2 tRNA genes and 1 rRNA gene are annotated in these 361 nt (G+C 53.2%); all 3 read left to right on the plus strand.

Features of this window, described 5'->3' with window-relative positions:
- A 16S ribosomal RNA gene (locus JOY50_RS28685) occupies positions 1-56 on the plus strand; the annotation flags it as partial.
- 85 nt (positions 57-141) lie between these two features.
- A tRNA-Ile gene (locus JOY50_RS28690) sits at positions 142-218 on the plus strand.
- Between the two features lie 24 nt (positions 219-242).
- Positions 243-318, plus strand: a tRNA-Ala gene (locus JOY50_RS28695).
- The last annotated feature ends 43 nt before the right edge of the window (positions 319-361 follow it).

The following is a 361-nucleotide window of genomic DNA, read 5'->3' on the forward strand; positions in this document are numbered from 1 at the left end:
GGGTGAAGTCGTAACAAGGTAGCCGTAGGGGAACCTGCGGCTGGATCACCTCCTTAATCGACGACATCAGCCTGCTGATGAGCTCCCACACGAATTGCTTGATTCATTGTAAAAGACGATGCTGTAACGCGACCCTGTTATAGGTCTGTAGCTCAGTTGGTTAGAGCGCACCCCTGATAAGGGTGAGGTCGGCAGTTCAAATCTGCCCAGACCTACCATTACATGGTTTAGCCGTAGAATACGGGGCCATAGCTCAGCTGGGAGAGCGCCTGCCTTGCACGCAGGAGGTCAGCGGTTCGATCCCGCTTGGCTCCACCACTTTCGCTGTACGCAGTCACTTGTCAGAACTTAGAAATGAACA

Source organism: Pseudomonas sp. BP01 (genome assembly GCF_022760795.1).
In the GTDB taxonomy this organism is placed as follows: domain Bacteria; phylum Pseudomonadota; class Gammaproteobacteria; order Pseudomonadales; family Pseudomonadaceae; genus Aquipseudomonas; species Aquipseudomonas putida_Q.